This is a genomic window from Rhizobium sp. NZLR1 (assembly GCF_017357385.1).
Classification (GTDB): Bacteria; Pseudomonadota; Alphaproteobacteria; order Rhizobiales; family Rhizobiaceae; genus Rhizobium.
In genome coordinates, this window is sequence record NZ_CP071634.1 from 137752 (window position 1) to 161493 (window position 23742).

Below are 23742 nucleotides of genomic sequence, written 5' to 3' on the forward strand. Positions count from 1 at the left end.
GATGCTGGCTTTCGACTCCTCGCCGCCACCGCCGACAACGACCGAACCTTCGGTCAACAAGCCATCGCGTGGCCATGAGAGCTATATCGCCCTGGTCTGGCGCCGGCTGCGGCGTTCCTGGACCGGCATGGCCGGGCTTATCCTCGTCGGGCTGTTGCTGCTCATGGCGATCTTTGCCGATTTCGTCGCGCCGATGGACCCGAAGGCGACCGATATCGGCTTCGCGCCGCCGCAGATGATGAGCTTTCACGACAAGGACGGCAATTTCGTCTTCCAGCCGCGCGTCTATGGCCTGGCCGATTCCGATGCGCTCGACCCGGTCACCTTCCAGCCGATCGTCGGCGTCGATTATGACAATCCGCGGCTGCTCGGCTTCTTCGTCAAGGGCGCCGAATATCAGCTTTTCGGCCTGATCCCGGCTAAGCGCCACTTCTTCGGCTCGACCGCTGGCGAGCCGGTGCATTTCCTCGGCACCGATAAATTCGGCCGCGACGTGCTGTCGCGCGCCATCATCGGCTCGCGCATCTCGCTGACGATCGCACTGACCGTCGTCTTCATCGTCACCGTCATCGGCACGACGGTCGGCATGGTCTCCGGTTATTTCGGCGGCGCCTTCGATGTCTGGCTGCAGCGTTTCGTCGAGCTGGTGCTCGCCTTCCCGCAATTGCCGCTCTATCTGGCGCTGACCTCGCTGATCCCGGTGACGGCGCCGACCAATGTCTTCCTCGGCTTCGTCATCGTCGTGATGTCGGCGCTCGGCTGGGCGCAGATGTCGCGCGAGGTGCGCGGCAAGACCCTGGCGCTCGCCCGCATCGATTACGTCAGGGCGGCAATGGCTGTCGGCGCCACCGACCGGCGCATCATCCTGCAGCATATCTTCCCGAACGTGATGAGCCACGTCATCGTTGCGGTGACGCTCGCCATACCAAGTGTCGTGCTGCTGGAATCCTTCCTCGGCTTCCTGGGCTTTGCCGTCAAGCCGCCGCTGATCTCCTGGGGGCTGATGCTGCAGGATACCGCGACCTATTCGGTGATCGGCTCCTATCCCTGGATTCTCTCCCCCGTCGGCTTCGTGCTCGTCACCGTCTTCGCCTTCAATGCGCTGGGCGATGGACTGCGCGACGCAGTCGATCCTTATTGAGGTGATTGATATGGCTCTTGCACTGGTCAATTCCTTCGCCCCGCCCGTCCGCCACGACCATGATGGCCGCTCGGACACGCCAATCATCGACGCTCGCAATGTGGCGGTGAATTTCAAGGTCGAGGACGGCATGGTCGAAGCCGTCAAGGACGTCTCCTTCCAGCTCTATCGCGGCGAGACGATCGCCATCGTCGGCGAATCCGGCTCCGGCAAATCGGTGACGGCGCGAACGGTGATGGGGCTGCTGTCGAAGCGCGCCGTGGTTTCGGAGAAATCGACGGTCGCCTATGACGGCAGCAATATCCTGACATTTTCCGAGCGGGCCCGCCGCAAGCTGCGCGGCGACCGCATCTCGATGATCTTCCAGGAGCCCATGAGCTCGCTGAACCCGATCTATACGATCGGCAGCCAGATCGTCGAGGCGATCCGCGTCCATCGCCGGATCAGCAAACGGGACGCGCAAAAACGTGCGCTCGAACTGCTCGAACATGTGCAGATCCCCGATCCGGCCGCGCGGCTGATGCAATATCCGCATCAGCTTTCCGGCGGCCAGCGCCAGCGCGTAATGATCGCCATGGCGCTTGCCAACGATCCGGATGTCTTGATCGCCGACGAGCCGACGACGGCGCTCGACGTTACCGTGCAGGCGCAGATCCTCAACCTGATCCGCAACCTGCAGAAGGAAATGGGGATGGCCGTCATCCTCATCACCCACGACCTGACCGTGGTGCGGCAGTTTTCGGATTACGTCTATGTGATGCAGCATGGCGAAGTGCGCGAGCACAACACCACCGAAGCCCTGTTTGCCAATCCGCAGCACGCCTATACCAGGCATCTGCTTGCCTCCGAGCCGCGCGGCCAGGCCAATCCGCTGCCGGAGGGATCGGATGTCATCCTCGATGCCAAGGGCGTGCGCGTCTCCTTCATGATGCGCCACGGCACCTTCTTCAAGCCGGCGATGCGCGAGCTTGTCGCCGTCGACAGCCTGAGCCTGACGCTGCGCCGTCACGAGACGCTCGGTCTCGTCGGCGAATCCGGCTCCGGCAAGACGACATTCGGCCAGGCGATCCTGCGGCTGAACACGCCCGACAGCGGCGAGATCCACTTCGACCATCAACCGATCCACGGGCTTTCCAGGGCCGGGATGCGGCCATTCCGGGCCCGCATGCAGGTGGTGTTCCAGGACCCGTTCTCATCCCTCAACCCGCGCATGACGATCGGCCAGATCATCGAGGAAGGCCTCGTCGTCAACCGGCTGGGCGCCACCCGGGCCGAACGGCAGGACCGGGTGCGCGAGGCACTGATCTCAGCCGGCATGCCCGGCAATATCCTGTCGCGTTTCCCGCATGAATTTTCCGGCGGCCAGCGCCAGCGTATCGCCATTGCCCGCGCCATCGCGCTCGAGCCGGAGTTCATCCTGCTCGACGAGCCGACATCCGCACTCGACCTTTCCGTCCAGGCGCAGATCATCGAACTGCTGCGCAAGCTGCAGGACGAGCGCGGCCTGAGCTACCTCTTCATCTCCCACGATCTCAAGGTCGTCAGAGCCCTCTGCCATCGCGTCATCGTTATGCAGCATGGCAAGATCGTCGAAGAGGGTCCCGTCAACGAAGTACTATCCCATCCCAAGACCGCCTACACCGAACGGCTCGTCAAAGCCGCTTTCGAGGTAGCATGACTATCGAATGCCGGAGGTTATAATGGCAGCAAATCCCAAAATCACATTCATCGGAGCAGGCTCCACCGTTTTCATGAAGAACATCGTCGGCGACGTGTTGCAGCGTCCGGCCCTGTCGGGTGCGACGATCGCCTTGATGGATCTCAATCCGCAACGGTTGGAAGAAAGCGCCGTCGTCGTCAACAAGCTGATCTCGACGCTCGGCGTCAAGGCCAAGGCCGAGACCTATTCCGACCAACGCAAGGCGCTTGCCGGCGCCGATTTCGTCGTCGTCGCCTTCCAGATCGGCGGCTATGAACCCTGCACCGTCACCGACTTCGAAGTGCCGAAGAAATACGGGCTGCGCCAGACGATTGCCGATACGCTCGGCGTCGGCGGCATCATGCGCGGGCTTCGCACCGTGCCGCATCTCTGGAAGATCTGCGAGGACATGCTCGCCATCTGCCCCGAGGCGATCATGCTGCAATATGTCAACCCGATGGCGATCAACACCTGGGCGATATCGGAGAAATACCCGACCATTCGCCAGGTCGGCCTCTGCCATTCGGTGCAGGGCACGGCGATGGAGCTGGCCCATGACCTCGACATTCCCTACGAGGAAATCCGTTACCGGGCGGCCGGCATCAACCACATGGCCTTCTATCTCAAATTCGAGCATCGCCAGGCCGATGGTTCCTACCGCAACCTCTATCCCGATCTGCTGCGCGCCTATCGCGAGGGCAGGGCGCCGAAGCCCGGCTGGAACCCGCGCTGCCCGAACAAGGTGCGCTACGAAATGCTGACGCGTCTTGGCTATTTCGTTACCGAAAGCTCGGAGCATTTTGCCGAATACACGCCCTATTTCATCAAGGAGGGTCGCGAGGACCTGATCGAGAAATTCGGCATTCCGCTTGATGAATATCCAAAACGCTGCATCGAGCAGATCGAGCGCTGGAAGGGCCAGGCGGAGGCCTATCGCAGCGCCGACAAGATCGAGATTCAGCCGTCGAAGGAATATGCTTCCTCGATCATCAACTCGGTCTGGACCGGCGAACCCTCGGTGATCTACGGCAATGTCCGCAACAATGGCTGCATCACCTCGCTGCCGAACAACTGCGCCGCCGAAGTGCCCTGCCTGGTCGATGCCTCCGGCATCCAGCCGACCTTCATCGGCGACCTGCCGCCGCAGCTGACCGCGCTGATCCGCACCAATATCAACGTCCAGGAACTGACGGTGCAGGCGCTGATGACCGAAAATCGCGAGCACATCTACCACGCCGCGATGATGGACCCACACACGGCGGCCGAACTCGACCTCGACCAGATCTGGTCGCTGGTCGACGACCTGCTCGCCACCCACGGCAACTGGCTGCCCGAATGGGCCCGCACATCCAGTAAAGTCAAGGCTGCCTGACCTACTCTCCCTGGTCAGGCGTCAAAGAGCCCCGCGGTGTTGCAACAACCGCGGGGTTTTTTGCGGACGCCGGGTACAGCGACCGGTTGAGGAACCGACGGCGACGCGCTGTGGCGATCTGATCGCGTATCCGACGCGGTGCGCCTGGGAATGCGGTTCATGGGGCCGACATCAAGGACCGCACGACGTCGCCAGGAAGGGCTTCACGGCCAACGGTCAGGTCGACGGCACGACTGGAAAATCAAGCAATCAAGGGAATTTAGGGAGATTTGGCTGGGGAAGCTGGATTCTCACATGATTTCAATGGCGTAGCGAAAAACCTTATAATTCCCTATGTTTTCCCGCCGCGAGCGACCGTGGATGCCACCTTTGAGCCCTGGCTTTAGGCCTCAGTCAACCCCTCGGTCGATCGGCAATAATTTCCGCTCACGTTGCGGTGGCGCAGCCATAAAGCGCCCGTGCGGGAAGAGGTAGCAAAGCCGACCGGTCGGGCGTGCCGCTGCCCACAATTCTGCTGCGCGGGGCCGGCGGCCGGGCCGATCAGGAATTCAACAAGGCTTACGCTTTTTATCGGAATTCTGATGGATTGGCGCGGCGCGGCGGGTTCGATCTCAAGCTCTGCCGCCATCGCTCGGCAATGGCTTTCGATCGAAAGACCGATCCGCTCGGCAGCCAAAGACTGGCGGCGAAGCGGTCGGCGGATGATCGGGCGTTTCCTCATACATCGAAGGCTGGGTTTCGCGGGCGCGTGACCTTGGCATTTGCTATGATGACCGACCGCGAACAAAATCTACCGCTACTTCCGGGATGCCCGAGAAATTCAAAGGCAATGCCGATTTCCCCCGCGCAACATCCTGTCGCGGACCAGCGCGGGCGGACAGCGTGGTTTCATTTGCTCATGGGTTTTGGATCGATACGCGCCAGCAGGGATTCGATGTCCCAGCGATCTTTTTCCGTCTCCTTTGCAATCGCGATGAGGCGCTCCATCGGCGTGTGCTTGCGCAGATCCTCGATCAGCGCCAGCAGTTCGTCGCGCAGCGCCGCCAGGGCCGATGGCAGACACAGGCTCATGTCGGCCGAGGGGTTGGCCTGGGCATGCGCCTTGCCCGCCGGACCGACAAAGGCGAGGCCGAGGATGGTGTGGCCGGGATAGGTCTGCGCCATCCATTCGAGATGGTCATGACCCTGCGAAATGTCTTTCTTGAAATAGGTCGCCGGATCATTTTTGTCCGTCTTCAATTCGAAACCGAACTGGCGCGGATTCGCGTCATCGCGCCACAACACGTCGGGTCCGGTGTCTCCGTCATTGTCGGGCCTTGTCGCGGTGAAGCCGAGTAGCTCCCCGAGGGCACGGACGCCGGCTTCCGCCTGCCTAGGATCGCCGTCATCGATGAGCGCGAGTGCCTGCGCGAGCTTTTCCACCTCCGCTTCGAACTTGTTGCCGTGGTTGTATGAGTTTCCCACAGATAATGCTAGGAGCGCTTAGTTTAGTCGTTCGATTTGTCGCGCCTTGAGTGAGAGCTTTGCGAGCGCAATGCGCTTTCGAAAGGCAGCCTATTCGTCGAGGTAGCGTTCGGTCAACCGCGCCCACATGGCAGCACCTGCCGTCAGACTTTCGTCCGCGAAGTCATATTTGGCGCTATGCAGGATCGCCGAGTTGACACCATTACCGAGACGCAGAAAGGCGCCAGGTTTGTGCTCGAGGAAATGTGAGAAGTCTTCACTGCCGGGTATGAGAGGGCAGGTCGTCACCTTGTCACTCATCAATGCGCTCGCCGAGCGCGGCGTCGAGGCCGCCCATGGCGGTGGTCTTTGCGCCTGGATCCCAGTGTCCTCGGAACCATTTGCGCTGGTCACGCTCGCGGCGAGGGGCATCGCGGTTCATCCGGGAGCGAAATTCTCGGTTCTGCCGAGTAGCCACCTGCGTGTGGCGACCGCCAATTTGACCGATCGCTGCCAGGAAGTCGCCGACGGAATTGCGCTCGCGGCCGTGCATCGGTGATGGGGCGTTTTTCGCCGGGGGAGCGGCCGGTGGCGAGTTCCATCTTGCGAGGCACCATTATGCGCAAGACTCCGATAACCGCGATCCGTGTCCCAAGCGTAACTTTATCAGCGATCTGTCCGCGCCCTTCTGCTCGCCATCCGTACTGTCGAAAGCTTCTCGTCCGGCACTTGGTCGGTCGAGGTCGATCCAGCAATATCGCCAAGGCTGCGAAGTTCGACCCCGCCTGGCCAAGGCGCGTTTCCGGTTTACCCGCAAGATCAATAGGGTCGGTCATGCCATGTTGGAGAGCGCCTATCGGCACTTTCCCAAAGCAGGAATTTGGCTGGTCTCACCTAAGCGGGCCTGGCGCCAGGTTAATCGTCAATGCTTTGAACCCATTGCCGAGGTAAGCAAGACTCTTTCGGCGCTTAGCTGGCGATAAAGCGCGTTGAGTTCAGCGTGCCTTATCTCCTTGATATTCGGCGACGCCATTTCGGCATCCAGTTTTTTAAGGTGCAGGTCGATTTCTGCTGATCTTTCGGCGTTACCGTCCGACGATTTAAATTCGATCATGGGTATCTCCTTTGAGAGTGAGTTAGTCTTTCGGCGGGGATTTTCACCCGCGAAGATTTGTGGGCGATAGCCACTTGTGAACGGTTAGTGGGGGAATTTGCTCGGGTCTTGGCCCTGCTCGTTGTCGCTGAGATGTATCACCTGCAATCGGCTGATCCTTAGGGCTTTGAGCAACGCTGATTTCTCATCCTGCCCCCCTTTTTCCGTGGCCACAATCTTAGTGAACGCAATCTCGGTAAAGGCAGTCTTCTCGGCGGGAAACATGCGAATTGTTCGGCGGATCGGTGCTGCTTCATCGGAAGGCATAGAAAAACTCCTTGGTTGAGATGAGGTCTGCGTCGAAACAGAACCAACATCGGTTAGGCAGATCTTGCTCGGTGCCTGAAGCAGTCGCGCGTCGTTCAGCGAGGGTGGATCAGTGCGACGTAAGCGATGAAGGCTAGGCTGAAAGCAGGGGCCGACTTGATCAGGAATTCGATGTATCGAAACCGGCTAAGATAGACTGATGTGCTCTTCCATAAATAGAGCATTGATGTCTTGGACATTGGAGCCTTTCCTGATGGTTGGAAGAGAGCAAGCTGGCGGTGTCGACCAAGGTCTTGGGAACGCAGTGTGAAACTGCTAAAGCACGGAACGGCGAAGGGTAGGCCCATCTCACCTACAGCCATGCCGAGCGCGCGGGTGTCCACGTTGAACCAAAATCTGCTTATGCATATTCACACGCCCATGGTGAGAAGTCAGTCACGTAGGGCGTTAATGCGCGGTCTGCAGATTGCCACGGGGCAAACCGCGGATAGCAGATTGATGATGCGCGATGCTGAGAGGGATGATTGTCTTTTCCGAGCGGCCCAACCGGTACTCAAACGCTCCGCCAGGCTCAAAATCGAAAGCCTAGCAGCGGTGCCTGCGGAAGCGCACTTCCCGACGAATGTTGCGATCCATGGCCGTCAGGAACCGAAGGGAAATGTTGGAAGACATAACGTCCTCCTTTCAGTCGGGGCTAGGGTATGGTGACCCTAAAACAGCAGCGCCCTGAACATGGCTTACTGAAGTTCGGACCGTGCGCCTCTTGAGGCGGCAAAGCAAATGAAAAGAATGCGTGCCGACTAGGGGATTTTGCATCGCTAGCCAGACTGATACCGGATATTGGTCCGCCGGCTGGAAGTTTCTCAAAGACACGATCAGAGGGCGTGCTATGCCTAAGGAGCGATCAACAGTTGTTTCGTTTTGCATAGCGGATTGTCCGCTTCGGCTGACGGCCGCGCCGACGTAGATACCGCGCGTGAGATGGACCAATTTGCCGGCCTGCGCCTGGCGGTGGCCACGCGTTTTATCTATGTTTTCGCCGACGAGATAAACATGATGTAACTTTCGCGTATTTCAGATACGCAATAGTTTCAATTTCGAAATCTCTTAAACGGGTCGATGATTTGAAAGGAATAGGGCAGCCGAGCGCCCATCTCCCACGCTATTCTCGTATCTCGATGACCTTGACCGACACGTCCATTTCCACGAAATCTTCCGGCGTTCCAGCATATCCGCCGGTCACAGGCATGATCTGGCCATCGTTGCGAGCAAACGCCACGGGAATGAGACAGGCTGCTCCCACCCGTCGGTGGGTGGGATCAAACGCGATCCAGCCTGCTCCGGGAAGATAGACTTCCGCCCAGGCATGCGTTGATCCGCCGTCATCGACCGAGGCCTGAGGGTCGTAGAGATAGCCGGAGACAGCACGGGCACCGAAGCCCAGGCAGCGCACCGCCTCGATGAAGAGCGCCGCAATGTCCCTGCATGAGCCGCTTGCGAGTTCCAGTGTTTGTTCGGGCGACTGCGTGCCTTCTTCATCTCGGATACGGTAGGTGACATTTGTGAGAATGCCGGCGTTCAAATCCTTGAGGAGTGACAGCGTGTCGGTCGGGCGGCTGCGCACGAACGCTCCTGCCCAATCCGACACCGCGCCACGGGAAGATGTCGCAACAGCAAATGCGCCAAGGTCGGTCTTGTCTTCGCTTGAATAGGTGAAGGGATAGGTGTGGGCCGAAATGTCGATATTGAAAACAGGCCACGGATCGGCGGTCTGCTCGACAACGGCATCACTGGAGATCGTCAACTCCGAGGTTTGTTCAGAAAACGTCACCGTGGCTATTGTGTTGCCGAAGACGTCCTGCGCCCAGTCGATCGATCCCCGGGCAGAGCAGTCGATCCCGAAAGACAAGGTCCGCAGCTGTTGGGCGGTTCGGGGCGACAGCATCAATCGGTGTGCAAGCAGCCAGACGGGTCGCGCGTAACGGTAGCTCGTTCGATGCTTGATCTGAAGTTTCATTGTGGTCTCCCGAACGCAAGATCGTTCCGTTCAGCGAAGGCATGCGCTATCGAAACGGCACCCGCAACCGGGTTCTCGCGTTGCGGGCGCGATCGTGGCCATGGAGCTCCCCACGCGCGGCCGATCCTATCCAATTACACGTCGCCCCTCTCGAAGATCCTCTGCTGTGACCCAAATCCGGCCATCGACGGCGATCATGCCTTTGTCGAATTTTGAGCTGGCAATCGCTCCGATCGTGGCGAGGTCGGGTAGCGGAACTGAGCCGTAAACTATGGGGGCAGGCGGAGCATCTTTGAGTGCCGCCTTGGTCACGACGACGGCCTGCTTGGAGGAGCCGTTGCCCATAACCATGATGGCATTGTCGCCGGCCATATTTCGAAACGATTGGGAAGAATGTCCAGCGGCATGCGTGCTCCTTTCCGGAGTCGCAGCCCTTCTAACATGCTGCGCGGTCCAATGATATGCAGCACATTCTTAGGTGGGTGAACATTCTTTTCCCGCGATAGACCCGGAGTGCTGCATATTGTACGGCGCAGCAACCATACCGATTCTGGTGCGTTGCAGACTGCTGACCCTTCGTCTTGTCGGCCGCACGGAGATATTAGCCTTGCGACCGTTCTCCGACACAATTGCACGGTTAATTAACCTGACCGCTGGCTCGGTGCGCAGCCAACAGGCTCTCGTCTAAACACAGTATCGGCGCGGGCGATGGGCATCGTGCCAAGAGCTGGCGGCGGGAATTTTGCGAAACCCCTCACTTCCTCCAGGCTCGATCCGACTGCACTAGCGAGATATATCCGCCGCCCGATCCGCTTGCTGTGGTCCCACTGGTTCTTCGAATCCGAGAAAATGCAGGAAGTTTCGAAGACGTATCGATCACCCGTCCAGCGGATTGACGCGGAGCACTTTCTCGCGATCGATCGTGCCGGGCCATTTTTCTCAGGCCTCGCAGACTAATCCAATTTGCCTCCTGCTTGCCAAAAAACCACAATTGCCTCACTTAGATCACACATCCACCCTCGGCATGAAGAATTGGATCAACGCTGCATGCGCATAGCTTTCGTTTTTCTCGGTGCATTTCTTGCAATCGTACAGTCCGCCTCTGCTGAAGTCGCATCGCCGCCGGTTTTGGCGCCGCTGGAGCGACAGGCGCAAGCTGCTCAGTTGAGCGCACAATTTCTCTCGCGCTATAGCTACAAGCCGGTTCCGCTCGACGACGCCTTGTCGGCGAGGGTCATGGATCAGTTCATCAAGTCGCTTGATCCGGACCGCATGCTCTTCCAGCAGGCCGACATCGACAAGTTCATGGCTGACCGCAGCGAGATCGACGATGCGATCGAACGGAAGGATTTGAAGATCCCGTTTGCGATTTTCAACGCCTATGAACAGCGCGTTGTCGATCGGATGACCTATGCGCGCGGCCTGCTGAAGCAGGGTTTCGATTTCAGTACAAAGGAAGACTATTCGGTGCTGCGCGAAAAGGCGCCCTGGCCGCAGTCGCAAGCCGAGAGCGATGAGCTGTGGCGCAAGCGCGTCAAGAGCGATTGGCTGCGGCTGAAGCTCGGCGGCAAAACCGATGCGGCTATTCGCGACACGCTTGACAAGCGGTATGACAACACGCTCGAGCGCGTTTACAAATTCAAAAGCGACGACGTTTTCCAGTCGTTCATGGATGCCTATTCAAACTCGGTCGATCCGCACACGGATTATTTCGGCGCGGCCGCTTCCGCCGATTTCAATGTCTCGATGAAGCTGTCGCTGTTCGGGATCGGCGCGGTGCTGCAGGAGCGCGACGATTACACGACGATCCGTGAACTCGTGCCCGGCGGGCCGGCGCAGCTTTCCGGCAAGCTCGCCGTCGGAGACCGCATCACCGGCGTTGGCCAGGGCAAGGATGGGGCGATCAAGGAAGTTGTGGGAACGCGCCTTGATGAAGTCGTGCAGATGATCCGCGGCAAAAAAGGCTCCGTCGTGCGGCTGGACATTCTGCCGGCCGATGCCGGCGCCGATGCCACACATCGCGTCGTCAACCTGGTGCGCGATAAAATCAGTCTCGATAAGCAGGCTGCCCGGAAGACTGTGCTGTCGGTGAAAGTGGGCGATATCGAGCGAAAAATCGGGATCATTACCCTGCCGGTCTTCTATGAGGATTTCGAAGCCAAGGGCAAAGGCGACAAGGATTATAAAAGTGCAAGCCGCGATGTCGCCAAGCTTCTCGGCGAGCTGAAAGAAGAGAATGTCGACAGCGTTCTGATGGACCTGCGCAACAATGGCGGTGGTTCATTGGATGAGGCGATTGATCTGACCGGCCTCTTCATCGGCAATGGCCCGGTCGTTCAGCAGCGTGCCGGCAACGGCAAGATCGAGGTCAAGGATTCGGATTTCCCAGAGCCTGTCTGGGCAGGCCCGATGGGTGTGCTGATCAATCGCGGCTCGGCCTCGGCTTCGGAGATTTTTGCCGCGGCAATCCAGGATTACGGTCGAGGCGTGATTGTCGGCGAACCGAGCTTCGGCAAGGGCACGGTGCAGACCGTCGTCGATCTCGACCAGGTGGTTCACAATAGCAAACCCGAATTCGGCGAGCTGAAAGTGACGATCGCCCAGTTTTTCCGGGTCAATGGCGGCACGACGCAGCTGCGTGGCGTGACGCCGGATATCAGCCTGCCGGGACTGTCCGATCCGACAAGCTTCGGCGAGACCAGTTATGACAATGCCCTGCCATGGGCTGAGATCAAGCCTGCGAAATACTCGCGCGACGAGGCGCTTGCGAAACTGCTGCCGACATTGCAAAGCCGCCATGATGCGCGGGTGAAGGGCGATCCGGATTTCCAGCGCCTGTTGAAGGACATTGCCGACCTGAAGGCGCAGCGCGAGAAGGGGATTGTTTCCCTGAATGAAGCCGAACGTCGCAAGGAAGCGACGGCGCGCGCCGAACGGTTCAAGGCTCGTGCGCAGGAAAGCGGTGGCGACGATCCCGGTGGCGATGATGGCCTGGAGTCAGGCGAGCGCAGCCTGAGCGCCGATATTGCCATCGAAAATGCCCGCAAGAACGCAAAAGACGTGTTGCTCGACGAGGCCGCCGACATTCTTGCAGACGCGGTGGATCTGCAGGGCGGCTTCCTGAATGCAGCCACGAAACCATCGGGAAAGACGGACGGGAAATAGTCAGACCGACTACAGCGCCGCCCGGTTGCGCACATGACGGATTGCGTAACGATGATATTTTTACGATACTTTGTAAGATGACGTCGTTACGCTCTGTCGTGCCCAGACAGGAGTTTCCCATGCCTTCCTCACTCACGAACAAAAGTCCGGAAGTGCTGCTCGACCGGACCACATTCACGGTCAGCCCCGAAATCCATGCCGAATATCTTGCCCGCCTCGACGCGCCAGCGCATCCCAATGACTGCCTGAAACGGACCATGTCGACCAAAGCGCCATGGGACGAGGCGTGACCCTCAGCGCGCCGGCACCCCTGGCCGATCATCACGAACTGGCCGAATTCTGTTCCGCCGTGTGCCTGAACTCGATGACTGGCTGCGATCTATCCTACCAGGGGCGGGGTATCGGCAGGGCATTGGTGCGCGATGCGGGCCTGCGCCTGCTCAACGCCGCAGAAATCCTCGGAATCCGCGGTATGCTGGTGCATGCGATTTCGGACGGCGCGCGCCTTCTATGAAGCGGTCGGCTTCCTGCCCTCGCCATCCGACCCCATGATGCTGATGGTCGGGTTGCATGATCTCAGTAGCGCGCTGCGGTGAAGCCGCCCGCGACGAGCTGTTCTCGTTGACGTTCCCGTAATCACGGGAGGCGCCCTTGCTTGCCGCAGCCGGCCCTTTCCTCATAGGATTACTGCGCCATGTCATGCCAGGGCAACCAGACAGGGTTCGATATGGACGCGCTAGCCAAAAAGCTTCTCAACCTTTCCGCGCACACCGAAACGCTGATTGCGGTCTATGACAGCGATGACCAGCTGCAATATGCCAACAGCGCCTTTCGTTCGGCCTATTTCATCGAGCCGGATGAGGCGCCGCTCTGGCCGGATCTCATGCGGCGCAATTTCGAGCTGAGCCGTGGCACCGTCATTCGGACTGGTAATTTCGAGGCGTGGCTGCGCTCAACCCAGTCGCGCCGCGGCAAGATCGGCTATCGCGCCTTCGAGACGGACTTGTGCGACGGCCGATGGCTGTGGATGACCGAGGCGGTGCAGCAGAACGGTTGGATGTTGTGCATCGCAAGCGATATCACCAGGCTCAGGGCGCATGGCAGGACAGTCCGGCAGGATCGCGATCAGGCGATCAAGGCGTCCTACACCGACGAACTCACCGGCGTCGCCAACCGCCGCTTCGTCATGGCGAGGGTCGAAGACATGCTGGCCGCCGCCCACAATGGAAGCAGCGGCTGCCTTGCCGTCTTCGACATCGACAATTTCAAGCACATCAACGATCGGCTCGGCCACCACGCCGGCGATCTCGTCCTGCGCGATTTCGCCCATCGCATTCATCAGAGCGTTCGCCGCAGCGATTGTTTCGGCCGGGTCGGCGGCGAAGAATTTCTTCTCGTCATGCCGGCAACCGGCCCGGAAGACGCCATCGCCATTATCGAGCGCATGCTGACGGTGATCCGCTTCTCCCGGCCGCTCGCTGACTCGCCCGACTTCAGCTACACCTGCTCCGCCGGCATTGCCGCCTGTCTGCCGTCAGACAGCGCCTCGGAGCTTTACCGGCGCGCCGATCAGGCGCTCTATGCCGCCAAGCTGAGCGGCCGCGACAGGGTGCGCGCGGCGTAGGGAAAGATGCTGGCTGGTTTTCCGCAGTGATTCGAAGATCTCTGCCGCGGCGCGGGCGGGCCTCCCCAGCTACGCTACTGGGCTGAAATCCGCCGCCAGCACCGCCTCCTTGAGCGCACGCGAATAGGGATGCTGCGGATTATCCAGCACGGGGCGGGCCTGTCCTCGTTCGACGATTTCGCCTTTGCGCATGATGATGATGTTGTCGCTGACGTAATAGGCGGTGGCCAGATCATGGGTGATGTAGATGATCGACAGGCCGAGTTCGCTTTTCAGGCGGCCGAAGAGGTTGACGATGGCCATGCGCAGCGATGCGTCGACCATCGAGACCGGTTCATCGGCGACCAGCAGGCGGGGTTGCGGGATCAGCGCGCGGGCAATGGCGACGCGCTGAAGCTGGCCGCCTGATAGTTCGTGGGGAAACCGGCCTTTCACCTCTTCAAGCGTCAGGCCGACATGCGTAAGCGCGGCATCGGCCATCCGCTCCGCTTCTTTCCGGTCTATCCGTTTTCCCGGGCCCGACAGATTGCGGGCCGTCTCAAACAGGTAACGGTCGACCCGCTTCAGCGGATTGAAGGCTTCGAACGGGTTCTGCAGAACCGGCTGGACCTCCTTCATGAAGGCCTTGCGTTCGGATCGGCTATGGATGGAGACGGTTTTGCCGGAGAATTCCAGCTGCCCTTCCGTCGGTTCGGTCTGCCCCAGGATCATCGCCGCGATCGTCGATTTGCCCGAGCCGGATTCGCCGACGATCGACAGGATCTCCGGCTCCTCGCCAAGTTCGAAGCTGACATCCTTGACCGCCGTGACCAGGCGCCGGCCGAGCATGCCGCCCTGCCGGTAGATTTTCGTGACATGCGAGAGGCTGAGCAGAGCGGTCAAAGCTGATCTCCCGTAACTGCGAAACAGGCGACGCGCCGCCCTGGCTCGACGGTGACGAGCGGCGGCACCTTCTGCGAGCAGATATCCATCCGCTTCGGACAGCGCGGGTGAAACCGGCAGCCTTCCGGCGGCATGGCAAGGTTGGGTGGACGCCCCTCCAGCGAAGGCCTGGTCGTCGCATCGCCGATCCGCGGCAGGCTGCCGACAAGGTGCTGCGTATAGGGGTGCAGCGGCCTGCTGAAGAGCTTGGCGGTCGGCGCTTCCTCGACGAGACGCCCGGCATAGACGATGCCAATGCGGTCGGAGACCGTCGCGTGAACCCCCATATCATGGGTGACGAACAGAAAGGACGAGCCCATCTCGCGCTGGATTTCGCGGATCATCGACAGCACGTCGCGCTGAACGATCACGTCGAGCGCCGTCGTTGGTTCGTCGGCGATGATGAATTCCGGCGTCAGGATGGTGGCAAGCGCAATGGTCATGCGCTGGCGCATGCCGCCGGAGAGCTCGTGCGGATAGGCGTCGAGCAGCTGCGGATCGAGCTTCAGCCGCTGCAGATGGGCGGCGACTTTTTCGAAGAAAACTTGTTTGCCGACGGGCATGTGGCGAAAGGCGAAATCGGTGAAGGAATGGCGGATCCGGCGCACCGGATTGAGCACATTCATCGACCCCTGCATGATATAGGACAGATGCTTCCAGCGCAGCGCCATGCGCTCCTCCGGCTTCATCGCATAAATATCCTGGGTGCCGCCGGCGAAATGGAATTTCACGCTCCCCGACACGACCCGCAGCGGCGGCCGGATGGCGCCGGCAATGGTTTTGATCAGGGTGGTCTTGCCGCTGCTCGATTCACCGGCAACGCCATAAACCTCGCCGCGGCCGATCGTCAGGCTGATATCGTCGACGGCGCGCACCTCGCGATCGACGCCATAAAGGAAGGCACGGTAATAGGCTTTCAGATTCTCGATTTCGACCAAAGGGTCCATGCTAACTTCCCATCCGGTTCAGCCGGCTGCGCGGATCATTGTATTCGTTCATCGACATCGACAGCAGGAAGAGCGCCAGGAAGAGAACGACGATCGCGGCGACGGGTGCCGCCACCCACCACCATACGCCTGATATCAGCGCCGAATGCGCATTGGCCCAGTAGATCATCATGCCCATGGTCGGCGTCTCGATATCGGTGAAGCCGAGCACCGACAGGGTGATCTCCATGCCGATCGACCAGATCATGTTGTTCATCGTGGTGGCAAAGACGATCGGCAGAACGTAGGGCAGGTGCTCCTCGGCGAGGATCTTGCGCATGCTCATGCCGGAATAGACGCTCTGGGTGGTGAACGGCCTTGTCTTGAGGCCGATCGCCACCGAGCGGATGAGGCGCGCATCGTAGGACCAGCCGAGCGAGGCCATGATGACGATCAGCGCGGTCCAGGTCATGCTGTCCTTCAGCACGAAATAGAAAAGGATCAGCAGCGGAAATTGGGGGATGACCATGACGCTGTCGTTGATCGCCATCAGCACCCGGTCGACCGCACCGCCGGCATAACCGGCGACGAGGCCGACGACCAGCGAGATGATGCGTGAAATAAAAGCGACGCCGATGCCGAAATACAAGGTGTTGCGAAGGGCGGTCGTCAACTGCCAGAAAACGTCCTGGCCGCGCGATGTCGTGCCGAGCCAGTAATCGCCATCGGGCGGCATGTCTGGTGGCAGGAGATAGATGTCCGTCGGGGCGTAGGGCGAGAAATAGGACAGGATGATCAATCCGACGATGACGGCAAAGAGCAGCAGGCCGCAGAGGAATTCCATATTCTGGCGGGCGAGGTCACGGATAATGGTAAACATGCTCTATTCCACCTTGATACGCGGGTCGATCAGCGGGCTCAGAATGTCGATGATGAACACCGCGGCGGCGACGCCGACGATCGACAAGGCGCTGAGGCCGAGCACCAGGCTGTAGTCGCCGGCATGCACCGCCGAAATCAAAAGGTTGCCGATGCCGGGATAGCCGAAGACGATTTCGGTGATGACGGTGCCGTTGAAGATCGCACCGAGCGACATGGCAAGCCCGGTGAACTGCGGCACCATGGCATTGCGGGCGATGTAGGAGCGGAGAATTTTCCGCTTCGGAACGCCGCCGAGCTCGGCGAAGACAACGTAGTCATCGGTGATGATGTTGGATACCAGCGCGCGCATGCCGATCAGCCAACTGCCGGTTCCGACAAGGATCAACGACATGGCCGGCAGGATCGAATGTTCGAGGATATCGAGGACCAGGGAAAACGACAGGTTGAGATTGGCGTTCATCTCATAGCCGCCATTGATCGGCAGCACCGGCCAGAGATAGCCGAACAGGATGAGCAGCACGAAGGCGAGAATATAATAGGGAATGGGAAGCAGGGCGATGCAGACGAGGCTGACGGCCTTCAGCACCGTATTCTTCCGGTAATAACCGGCGAGCGCGCCGATCGCATTGCCGAGCACGAAGGTGATCAGGGTGGAGACCGTCATCAGCCCGATCGTCCAGGGCAGGGACCGCAGAATGATGGTGGAAACGGGTGTGGGAAAAGCCGACAGCGAGGGGCCGAGATCACCGGTCGCAAGCCGCAGCCAGAAATGCAGATATTGCTGCCAGATCGAGCCCTCCATGCCGTAAAGCTCGCGCAGTGACTGGCGCATCAGTTCGATCGCATTCGGATCGGACTGCCCCATCTGGGTAATGGCGCCGATGCTTTCTTCGACCGGATCGATCGGGGTCAGGTGGGTGACGAAGAATGTGATGCTGACGCCCAGAAAGACGACGAGCAGAAACTGACCGAACCGCTTCAGTACAAAGATCAGATAGGACGTCATAGAGCAGTGGTTCCTCTCTGGTTTCCTTTCATCGATGGGACAGCATCGACGGGAAAGGATCGGCGGGCAGAGCCCGCCGATAAGGGGCCGGCGCGATGGCTGCGCGCCGGCGTTGGGAGGATTATTTCGGTTGAGCCGGCTTCAGTTTGACCATCATCAGCCTGGAGTTGGCCCAGTTCGGCACCGGGTCGGTATAGGGGTCTTTGATGGTCGGATAACCGGTCCAATAGGTCGTGTCCATCGAGGTGAAGACGTTATAGGACATCAGCGGGATCGTCGGCATTTCGCGGGCGGCCAGCTTCAGATAATCCTTGCCGAGCTCGATGCCCTTGGGATCGTCGGCGCTGATGCCGCGAATGGTCTCGATGATCTTGTCGAGCTCCGGATTGCTCCAGCGCTGCCAGTTGCGCGGCGGCTGAACGTCACCCTTCTTGGCCACGAACTGCGAGTGCCAGCTGTCGAGGAAGAACGACAGGTCGGGATCGCCGCCCCAGGTCTCGACGCTCCAGGCAATCGCCACCTGGAAATCGCCGGGCTGGAGTGCCACCTGCCATAGGCTGGTCGTCGGCACGGCTTTGGCGTCGATGCCGAAGGCGGCCCATTGCTGCGCGATCAGCGTGCCTGCTCGGGTGAAGACGGAGCGCGAATCGCCCTCCACGGTCATCCGGATCCTGAACGGCTTGCCGTCCGGGGTCATCCATTTGCCGCCGGCCTTCTTGAAGCCTGCCTTCTCCAGCAGTTCGCCGGCAGCCTTCGGATCCGGCTTCCACCAGCCATAGCCGAAGGCCGTGCTGATTGCCTCAGGGTCGGTCGGGATCTGGTCCTTGAACTTCGGCTGCTTGCGCAGCAGATCGGCGATCTGCTGGCCGATGCTGGGGTCATAGGGCTTGATCTTCTGCTTGCCGGTGTCGACCTCGAAATCCTTCAGCCAATCCTGCATCGGCGCCTGATAGTCTTTCATGGCGATTGCCGTCGGCGGTACGCCGAGCGCCGAGAGCGTCGCAGCGCCGCGATAGCTCGCCATGTCGACGGCCTTGATGTCGATCAGCAGGGCCAGCGCCCAGCGCACATCAGGATTGTTGAAGGTCGGGTCCTGGGTGTTGAAAATCACCGCCGGAAGGGTCGGATCCGGATGGGCGAAGGGGAAGCCCGGGAACCAGGTCTCGATCGACTTGGATTTTTCCTTGAGGGTGAACATGCCCTCAGGGGTGTTGTCGTGGATGATATCGAGATTGTGCTCGAGCTGAGCGATGGTGCGTTTATCCGGCGGGCCGGGATCGGTGTAGGTCACATATTTCGGGGCCGGCTCGCCGAAGCGCGCAAGCGATGTTTTCTGCCAGTCCTCACGCTTTTCCCAGGTGTACCATTTGCCCTGGGGATCGTAAGCCTTGAGCTTGTAGGCGCCGAGCGAGACGGGGTTGGCGAAATCGTAGCGGATCGGATCGGCGACTTTCTCGAACACATGCTTGGGCATGATCCAGGCGCCGTTCCAGCGCACGGTGAACAGGGCATGGAAGCGCGAATTGGGCTTCTTCAGCTTGAACACCACCGTCTGGGGATCGGTCGCCTCGACGCTTGCCACCTGAACCGAGAAGGCAGCACTCCAGACCATGCCGGGATGATCCATCTGCGTCTTGACGGTATAGACCACGTCGTCGGCCGTGAACTCGACGCCGTCGCTCCAGAAGAGCCCCTTGCGCAGTTTCACGGTCATCTCGGTGAAGTCGGCATTATATTGCGGCTTGTCGGCGGCCAGGGAACTGTCCCAGGTCGAGCCGCCAAGCCCTTGTTCGGGGTCGATATACCAGAGCGTATCCATGGTCAGCTGCTGCAGGCCGGTGGAAACACCGCCGCCGCCATTGACCCAGATATTGAACCAGCCCGGATTCTTGATCGTCCCTTCCGGATTTTCGACGATGAGCGTCTCCTTGCGGGGCAAGGAGGTATAGTCATCGGCCTTGGCCGCCGCTGTCAGGCCGAGTGCGGCCAGCGCGACGCCAAATGCGAGCCTCTTCCACTGTTGCATGAACTCCTCCCTAGAAAGCGACGATACGGCGGCCGCAAAGGCACGCATGGGCACGTCGCGGTTGTCGGTTCGCGAAAGCATCAGGACTTGAAACACTCAAGGTCCAAGGCTCTAGCCAACCATCCCTCCAACCCGCCTGCCTCCTCGCAGTCGAGCCGAATCTCTTTAGCCGGGGGCCAATGGGCCTTACCCGGCGGCGGCTGTCAGACCGACAGCCGAATGACGTTGTAGGACAGCGGCTTCAGCGCCGCCCGCAACCTGCCGTCCTCGATCTTCGCAGTCTGGACATTGACCGGCGCGACCGTATCCTGCCGCGCAGCCGTGTTGACGGCTAGCAGATCGCTATGGGTCATCTCCACCTGCTCGATGACGCTGGCGGTCCCAAAACCTTCCAGGCGCACGTCGAAATCCAGTGCCGTCTGCGGATGACGGTTGACGGCAAAGAAGGTCAGCGTCTTGCCATCCTCGGAATGGACGGCGGAGACGTCGAGATAGGGGACGTCGTTCTCCTCGTCGCTGTCATAGGTCGGGCCATCGACGACCAGCTGCAGTGCCGATCCACGGCCATATCTTGAGGCGTAGTAGAAGGGGTAGTAGATCGTCTGGCGCCAGGCGGCCCCGCCGTCATCGGTCATGATCGGGGCAATAACGTTGACGAGCTGGGCGATGCAGGCGATGCGCACCCGGTCGGAACGGCGGATGAAGGTATTCAGGATGCCGCCGACCTGCAGCACGTCTTCGAAATTATAGACGTCTTCAAGCAGATGCGGCGCATCCGGCCATTCGTCGCGCGCCAGGATTTCCTTGTCCTGCTGGTTGGAATGATACCAGACGTTCCATTCGTCGAAGGAAATGCCGATCGTCTTCTTCGAGCGCTTCTTCGCCTTGATGTAGTCGATCACGCCGCCGATCGTGGTGATGTAGCGGTCGAGCTTCGTCGCCCGGGCGAGATAGTTGAGGGTATTCTTCTCGCGGTTGGCAAAATACATGTGCAGCGAGATATGGTCGGCGCTGTCGTAGCACTGCTCGAGGACTTGAGCCTCCCAATCCGGATAGGTCTGCATATCGGAATTGGACGAGCCGCAGACCACCAGTTCGAGCGACTTGTCGAAGCCGCGCATGGCTTTCGCCGTCTCGTCGGCCAACCGGCCATATTCATAGGCCGACTTGTGGCCAACCTGCCAGGGGCCGTCCATCTCATTGCCGAGACACCACAATTTGACGTCGTGCGGATCGGCCCAGCCGTGCTTGCGGCGCAGATCGGAATAATAGGTGCCGCCGGGATGATTGCAATATTCGAGGAAATTGCGGGCGGCATCCAGGCCGCGCGAGCCGAGATTGACGGCGAGCATCGGCTTGGTGTTCGCCTTCTTGCACCAATCGACGAATTCGTTGACGCCGATCTGATTGGCTTCACGGGTGCGCCAGGCAAGGTCGAGGCGAACCGGGCGTTCCGACCGTGGGCCGACGCCGTCTTCCCAATTATAGGCCGAGACGAAGTTGCCGCCGGGATAGCGGCAGTAGGGCGTGTCGAGATCACGCACCAGATCGAGCACATCGCGGCGGAAGCCGTCCTCGTCGGCGGTGGGATGTCCGGGCTCGTAAATGCCGCCGTAGATCGCTCTGCCGAGATGCTCGAGAAATGAACTGTAGAGCCTGGCGTCAATGGTCGCGATGCGGAAATCGCGGTGGGCAACGACATTGGTTTTCAACGGATCCTCCCGTTTATGTATCAAGATTTTTGTTTTCTTGCCTCTAACTTGATATCAGGAATGTCGTTTTGTCAACCGAGCTGCATATTTAATCATACTAATGGAAATTTTCAGAAAATCATTTATTTACATCGTGTTGGCCTATTTCATGCATTGCTAATGTGGAAAAGAAGTACGATATTAAAATCAAAGTTTCCGATATTGATTGAATCAGACATGCAGGCGCATGGTGATATCGCGGCCGTGATTTCCGAAGCCGCGGCCAAAAATATTGACACCGCCGGTATGGCCGGCGTTTTCCGCGATGCCGACCCGGAGCCGGATGGAGGAGTGCTGGGTCAGCGCCAGATCGGTGAGCGTGACATTCGATGCGGCGATGCCGTCGATGAAGGTGCCGCGCGTCGAGATGCGCCAGGTCTTCATTGCCCCATATTGCGAACCCTCGAGCTTCCACCAGGCCGGCGTGAAGGCGCCGCGCTTGTCGCCGTAGTCGCCGGGCGAGGTCCAGGTGCCGATCGCCATGCCGTTGACCCACAGGGTAATATCGGACGGCCAGTCCACATTGGTGCCGGGCACCTCCGACGACAGCTCCAGCGAAAACTCGATGGCGCGAATATCCTTGTTCAACACCTTGGCATTGTTGGGGAATTTATACTCGACATAACCCCGGCCGAACCAGACGAGCCCGGCCTGCATGCGCTGCGGATCCAGGAAATAGTCGGGCACATCGAGCGGCCCGATGACGCTCTCGGTCGAGCAGAGACCGCAGGGCGCATGCACGTCGCAGCTGGTGTAGAGACCCACCGGCATCTCAACTTCGATGATATTGTTGGCCCGTTGAGCGGCACTTTCCTCAAAGCTGATCAGGATTTCGCTATAGACCGCCGAGCAGATCTTCTGGTTTCCCTTGCGGGCCTTGGCCAGCCGCGACTCGACGAGCCCGGCTTCTTCCAAAATCTGGATACCGGTGGCGACGGTGGATTGCGGGAGGGAAAGCGCCTGGGCGATGTCGTTGATATTCAGCGGCCCCTTGGCGCAAAGCAGCTTTAACATCTCCACCCGCGCCGGCGCCGAAAGCGCCCGAACCGCCTCATGATTCTCACCGGCGGTAATCGTCAAAAACGAACGTTCCATCATTCCCCCACTATTTCCGATGAAATGATGTATATCGGAAATTGTGATACATCAAGGGGAGCAGTGCCGAATGGTGTTGGTATCCGAGAACAGTCACGCGTCAAAGTCCGGCTGTGACGATCAAGAGCGCCAGACGTCACTGCGACGTGGGTCGAAGTCGCCTTTCTCAGGGGATGCAGGCTGTCGCTGGAGGAATGAGATTCGTTTTAACCGCAGCGCATGCTTTTCCAGCAGATGCCATGAAAGCCAGCCGAGCAACCACGCTGTCGGCAGGGAAAGCGCTAAGACCGCCCACCACGTGCTGTACTCGCCGAGGGCATGGTTCATCGTCTGCTCCACTGGCCAGCCATAGAGATAGGTCCCGTAGGAGGCGTCGCCCAAGCGTTCGAGAGTCGGCAGGCGTATCACCGGCGAGGTTGCGATGTAGATAAGCGGATAGGCGAACAACATGCGGCCGTAAAGATAGCCGGGCCAGAAGACGAGGCAGAGCATACCGAGCGCTACGAAGATCAATGCCAGGACTATATTGGGCTGCCGCTTTTCCATCACGAACCTCAGAAGCGAACCGCAGAAGAAGTAGGGAGCGATAAAAGTAAAATCCGTCAGGAACCGTATCTTTGGCCACGGATGATCGAAGAAAAGCTGCCAGGTCACGCCTACGGCGAGGGCAAGTGCCATCAGCGGGGCTCGCAGAAGCCCGATTACCATTAATCCGGCGACGATGAGGTAGCAGAAGATTTCCTGCCCGATCGTCCAAAGAGAGCCGTTGACCGAGGTGGCAAGCCAAGAGATGGCGGGGTCATAAAACTGCACATGCGGCAGGGTCATGCCAAAGTTCGGGTCGAGCAACGAATGCAGTGTCGTCTTCATATGAAGCGACTTGAGCAAGTAACCACTGACGCCCAACGGGCTGTACAAGGCGCCCAAGACATAGACGCTGAGCAGCGTACAGACGATAAATGCCGGGTATATTCTCAGCGCCCGCCTCCAGAGAAAACCACCCGCGCTGCCGAACTGCGCGCTCTGCGTGACGAGGAAGCCGCTGCTGATGAAAAACACATAGACGCCGAAGAGGCCAAGGATATTGCCCTCTCCGAGCAAACGCTCAAAGGGCTCGTTCGCCGAGGTCTTTTCCGAGATAAGGAAGGCATGCGAGAAGATTACCGTGGAGGCTGCCACGAGCCTGATCATATTGAAGTTCGGGTAAAATGCCTTCTTGATTTCGCGCTCGTGCATGGAGCCTCCCGCACTTTT

18 protein-coding genes and 4 pseudogenes are annotated in these 23742 nt (G+C 59.6%); 8 read left to right on the forward strand and 14 right to left on the reverse strand.

What is annotated here, in order from left to right:
• The first annotated feature begins 1 nt into the window (after nucleotide 1).
• From J3O30_RS27260 to J3O30_RS27270, 3 genes are read left to right on the forward strand one after another with little or no spacing between them, the layout of a single operon-like run.
• Entirely contained in the window at nucleotides 2-1141 is a 1140-nt protein-coding gene (locus tag J3O30_RS27260) for an ABC transporter permease (RefSeq protein ID WP_207585530.1), read from the forward strand.
• Between the two features lie 10 nt (nucleotides 1142-1151).
• Nucleotides 1152-2819, forward strand: coding sequence for an ABC transporter ATP-binding protein (locus J3O30_RS27265; protein ID WP_207585531.1), 1668 nt, complete (start codon nucleotides 1152-1154; stop codon nucleotides 2817-2819).
• Between the two features lie 22 nt (nucleotides 2820-2841).
• On the forward strand, nucleotides 2842-4212 hold the full coding sequence (locus J3O30_RS27270; protein WP_207585532.1) for an alpha-glucosidase/alpha-galactosidase: 1371 nt from the start codon (nucleotides 2842-2844) through the stop codon (nucleotides 4210-4212).
• Nucleotides 4213-5100: 888 nt separating this feature from the next.
• Here the strand turns inward: J3O30_RS27270 and J3O30_RS27275 are convergent.
• Nucleotides 5101-5676, reverse strand: a complete 576-nt coding sequence (locus J3O30_RS27275) for a hypothetical protein (RefSeq protein ID WP_207585533.1) — start codon at nucleotides 5674-5676, stop codon at nucleotides 5101-5103.
• A 90-nt stretch (nucleotides 5677-5766) separates the two neighbouring features.
• Nucleotides 5767-5970, reverse strand: a pseudogene (locus tag J3O30_RS27280) (M20/M25/M40 family metallo-hydrolase); the annotation flags it as partial.
• Between J3O30_RS27280 and J3O30_RS27285 the strand changes: the two are divergent.
• Nucleotides 5969-6214, forward strand: a pseudogene (locus J3O30_RS27285) (GntR family transcriptional regulator); the annotation flags it as partial. The pseudogenes J3O30_RS27280 and J3O30_RS27285 overlap by 2 nt on opposite strands.
• A 363-nt stretch (nucleotides 6215-6577) precedes the next feature.
• Here the strand turns inward: J3O30_RS27285 and J3O30_RS27290 are convergent.
• From J3O30_RS27290 to J3O30_RS27305, 4 genes are all read right to left on the reverse strand, one after another.
• Nucleotides 6578-6769 (reverse strand): hypothetical protein, encoded by a 192-nt coding sequence (locus J3O30_RS27290; protein ID WP_207585534.1) that lies wholly within the window; start codon nucleotides 6767-6769, stop codon nucleotides 6578-6580.
• An 84-nt stretch (nucleotides 6770-6853) separates the two neighbouring features.
• Nucleotides 6854-7075: a hypothetical protein gene (locus J3O30_RS27295; RefSeq protein ID WP_207585535.1), complete on the reverse strand. Its 222-nt coding sequence runs from the start codon at nucleotides 7073-7075 to the stop codon at nucleotides 6854-6856.
• Nucleotides 7076-7170: 95 nt separating this feature from the next.
• The gene (locus tag J3O30_RS27300; protein WP_207585536.1) at nucleotides 7171-7314 is read right to left on the reverse strand and encodes a hypothetical protein; all 144 of its coding nucleotides are present in this window, start codon (nucleotides 7312-7314) and stop codon (nucleotides 7171-7173) included.
• A gap of 923 nt (nucleotides 7315-8237) precedes the next feature.
• Nucleotides 8238-9092: a transglutaminase family protein gene (locus tag J3O30_RS27305; RefSeq protein WP_207585537.1), complete on the reverse strand. Its 855-nt coding sequence runs from the start codon at nucleotides 9090-9092 to the stop codon at nucleotides 8238-8240.
• 1047 nt (nucleotides 9093-10139) lie between these two features.
• Between J3O30_RS27305 and J3O30_RS27310 the strand changes: the two genes are divergently transcribed.
• The 4 genes and pseudogenes from J3O30_RS27310 (at nucleotide 10140) to J3O30_RS27325 (ending at nucleotide 13881) form a co-directional block, all read left to right on the forward strand.
• Nucleotides 10140-12257 (forward strand): carboxy terminal-processing peptidase, encoded by a 2118-nt coding sequence (locus J3O30_RS27310; RefSeq protein WP_207585538.1) that lies wholly within the window; start codon nucleotides 10140-10142, stop codon nucleotides 12255-12257.
• Between the two features lie 104 nt (nucleotides 12258-12361).
• Nucleotides 12362-12547: pseudogene (locus J3O30_RS27315) on the forward strand (DUF1778 domain-containing protein); the annotation flags it as partial.
• A 101-nt stretch (nucleotides 12548-12648) separates the two neighbouring features.
• Nucleotides 12649-12853: pseudogene (locus J3O30_RS27320) on the forward strand (GNAT family N-acetyltransferase); the annotation flags it as partial.
• A gap of 131 nt (nucleotides 12854-12984) precedes the next feature.
• The gene (locus J3O30_RS27325; protein ID WP_207585625.1) at nucleotides 12985-13881 is read left to right on the forward strand and encodes a GGDEF domain-containing protein; all 897 of its coding nucleotides are present in this window, start codon (nucleotides 12985-12987) and stop codon (nucleotides 13879-13881) included.
• A 69-nt stretch (nucleotides 13882-13950) separates the two neighbouring features.
• On the opposite strand, the gene J3O30_RS27330 is transcribed toward J3O30_RS27325, so the two are convergent.
• The 8 genes from J3O30_RS27330 to J3O30_RS27365 all read right to left on the reverse strand — a co-directional run bounded on the left by J3O30_RS27330 (nucleotide 13951) and on the right by J3O30_RS27365 (nucleotide 23724).
• Nucleotides 13951-14763 (reverse strand): ABC transporter ATP-binding protein, encoded by an 813-nt coding sequence (locus tag J3O30_RS27330; protein WP_207585540.1) that lies wholly within the window; start codon nucleotides 14761-14763, stop codon nucleotides 13951-13953.
• Nucleotides 14760-15749: an ABC transporter ATP-binding protein gene (locus tag J3O30_RS27335; protein WP_207585541.1), complete on the reverse strand. Its 990-nt coding sequence runs from the start codon at nucleotides 15747-15749 to the stop codon at nucleotides 14760-14762. The genes J3O30_RS27330 and J3O30_RS27335 overlap by 4 nt, the downstream gene beginning before the upstream one ends.
• A gap of 1 nt (nucleotide 15750) precedes the next feature.
• Nucleotides 15751-16608 (reverse strand): ABC transporter permease, encoded by an 858-nt coding sequence (locus J3O30_RS27340; RefSeq protein WP_207585542.1) that lies wholly within the window; start codon nucleotides 16606-16608, stop codon nucleotides 15751-15753.
• Nucleotides 16609-16611: 3 nt separating this feature from the next.
• On the reverse strand, nucleotides 16612-17616 hold the full coding sequence (locus tag J3O30_RS27345; protein WP_207585543.1) for an ABC transporter permease: 1005 nt from the start codon (nucleotides 17614-17616) through the stop codon (nucleotides 16612-16614).
• A 121-nt stretch (nucleotides 17617-17737) separates the two neighbouring features.
• The gene (locus J3O30_RS27350) at nucleotides 17738-19642 is read right to left on the reverse strand and encodes an ABC transporter substrate-binding protein (protein WP_207585544.1); all 1905 of its coding nucleotides are present in this window, start codon (nucleotides 19640-19642) and stop codon (nucleotides 17738-17740) included.
• Nucleotides 19643-19845: 203 nt separating this feature from the next.
• Entirely contained in the window at nucleotides 19846-21354 is a 1509-nt protein-coding gene (locus tag J3O30_RS27355) for an alpha-N-arabinofuranosidase (RefSeq protein WP_207585545.1), read from the reverse strand.
• Between the two features lie 210 nt (nucleotides 21355-21564).
• Nucleotides 21565-22491, reverse strand: coding sequence for an ArsR family transcriptional regulator (locus J3O30_RS27360; protein WP_207585546.1), 927 nt, complete (start codon nucleotides 22489-22491; stop codon nucleotides 21565-21567).
• Between the two features lie 117 nt (nucleotides 22492-22608).
• Nucleotides 22609-23724 (reverse strand): acyltransferase, encoded by a 1116-nt coding sequence (locus J3O30_RS27365; RefSeq protein ID WP_207585547.1) that lies wholly within the window; start codon nucleotides 23722-23724, stop codon nucleotides 22609-22611.
• Between the last annotated feature and the right edge of the window lie 18 nt (nucleotides 23725-23742).

What these genes read in the sequence shown, in the direction of transcription:
- J3O30_RS27290 (WP_207585534.1), bottom strand. Translation starts at nt 6,769, where the DNA reads ATGATCGAATTTAAATCGTCGGACGGTAACGCCGAAAGATCAGCAGAA.
- J3O30_RS27345 (WP_207585543.1), bottom strand. Translation starts at nt 17,616, where the DNA reads ATGACGTCCTATCTGATCTTTGTACTGAAGCGGTTCGGTCAGTTTCTG.
- J3O30_RS27365 (WP_207585547.1), bottom strand. Translation starts at nt 23,724, where the DNA reads ATGCACGAGCGCGAAATCAAGAAGGCATTTTACCCGAACTTCAATATG.
- J3O30_RS27340 (WP_207585542.1), bottom strand. Translation starts at nt 16,608, where the DNA reads ATGTTTACCATTATCCGTGACCTCGCCCGCCAGAATATGGAATTCCTC.
- J3O30_RS27325 (WP_207585625.1), top strand. Translation starts at nt 12,985, where the DNA reads ATGGACGCGCTAGCCAAAAAGCTTCTCAACCTTTCCGCGCACACCGAA.
- J3O30_RS27335 (WP_207585541.1), bottom strand. Translation starts at nt 15,749, where the DNA reads ATGGACCCTTTGGTCGAAATCGAGAATCTGAAAGCCTATTACCGTGCC.
- J3O30_RS27295 (WP_207585535.1), bottom strand. Translation starts at nt 7,075, where the DNA reads ATGCCTTCCGATGAAGCAGCACCGATCCGCCGAACAATTCGCATGTTT.
- J3O30_RS27305 (WP_207585537.1), bottom strand. Translation starts at nt 9,092, where the DNA reads ATGAAACTTCAGATCAAGCATCGAACGAGCTACCGTTACGCGCGACCC.
- J3O30_RS27350 (WP_207585544.1), bottom strand. Translation starts at nt 19,642, where the DNA reads ATGCAACAGTGGAAGAGGCTCGCATTTGGCGTCGCGCTGGCCGCACTC.
- J3O30_RS27260 (WP_207585530.1), top strand. Translation starts at nt 2, where the DNA reads ATGCTGGCTTTCGACTCCTCGCCGCCACCGCCGACAACGACCGAACCT.
- J3O30_RS27270 (WP_207585532.1), top strand. Translation starts at nt 2,842, where the DNA reads ATGGCAGCAAATCCCAAAATCACATTCATCGGAGCAGGCTCCACCGTT.
- J3O30_RS27300 (WP_207585536.1), bottom strand. Translation starts at nt 7,314, where the DNA reads ATGTCCAAGACATCAATGCTCTATTTATGGAAGAGCACATCAGTCTAT.
- J3O30_RS27265 (WP_207585531.1), top strand. Translation starts at nt 1,152, where the DNA reads ATGGCTCTTGCACTGGTCAATTCCTTCGCCCCGCCCGTCCGCCACGAC.
- J3O30_RS27310 (WP_207585538.1), top strand. Translation starts at nt 10,140, where the DNA reads ATGCGCATAGCTTTCGTTTTTCTCGGTGCATTTCTTGCAATCGTACAG.
- J3O30_RS27360 (WP_207585546.1), bottom strand. Translation starts at nt 22,491, where the DNA reads ATGATGGAACGTTCGTTTTTGACGATTACCGCCGGTGAGAATCATGAG.